The organism is Paralimibaculum aggregatum (assembly GCF_030270585.1).
Lineage (GTDB): Bacteria > Pseudomonadota > Alphaproteobacteria > Rhodobacterales > Rhodobacteraceae > Thermohalobaculum > Thermohalobaculum aggregatum.
This window is the reverse complement of sequence record NZ_BSYI01000128.1, coordinates 1-647: the sequence shown is the minus strand read 5'-3', so window position 1 is coordinate 647 and position 647 is coordinate 1. Positions and strand designations below refer to the sequence as shown.

Genomic DNA, 647 nt, shown 5'->3' with positions numbered 1-647 from the left:
GTCACCGTCACCGGCTCCTCGTCGTCCGAGGCCTCCAGCAGCAGCCAGTCGGAATCCGCCGAGGCGTCGTCGTCGAAGGTCGCGCCGCCGTCGATCTCGCCGTCATCGCCCGAGAACGCGTCGTCGAGACGCGACAGCTCCTGGTAGATGAAGTCGGCGTTGCGGCCGGTCTTGATGATGTCGTCCAGACCGCCCGACGACACGAAGTCGTTGCCGTTGCCGGTGAAGATCGTGTCGGTGCCGTAGCCGCCCAGCACGATGTTGCCGTTCAGGTCGGTGCCGGTGCCGTCATAGCCGGTGCCGTCGAAGTAGAGATTGCCCGAGAAGCCGATGTTGCTGGCATCGCCGCGGGTCAGCGTCGGGTTCAGCAGCGCGTCGCCGCGCGGATGCGCATCGATGATCTCGAAGCCCGAGACGTCGATGATGTCGCGGAACGCCTGGTCCTGCTCGTCGAACTCGATCACGCCCGAGCCGTCGATGTCGATGCCCTCGAGCTGCTCGCGGAAATCGGTCACGTCGATCCGCACCGAGGCGTCGCCGGTCAGGCGCAGCGTGTCGGCATCGATCCGGCCGTCGCCGTTGGTGTCCTGGTCGAGACCGGAAACCGTGAACGGGTTGTCCGCGTCGTAGCCGCCGATCTCCTCGGC

Annotated in this window: 1 protein-coding gene; it reads right to left on the bottom strand. The window is 66.6% G+C overall.

All coding sequences use genetic code 11. From position 1 onward, the window contains the following. On the bottom strand, positions 1–647 hold a 647-nt coding region (locus tag QSJ97_RS24610), incomplete at both ends, for an EF-hand domain-containing protein (RefSeq protein ID WP_491630633.1).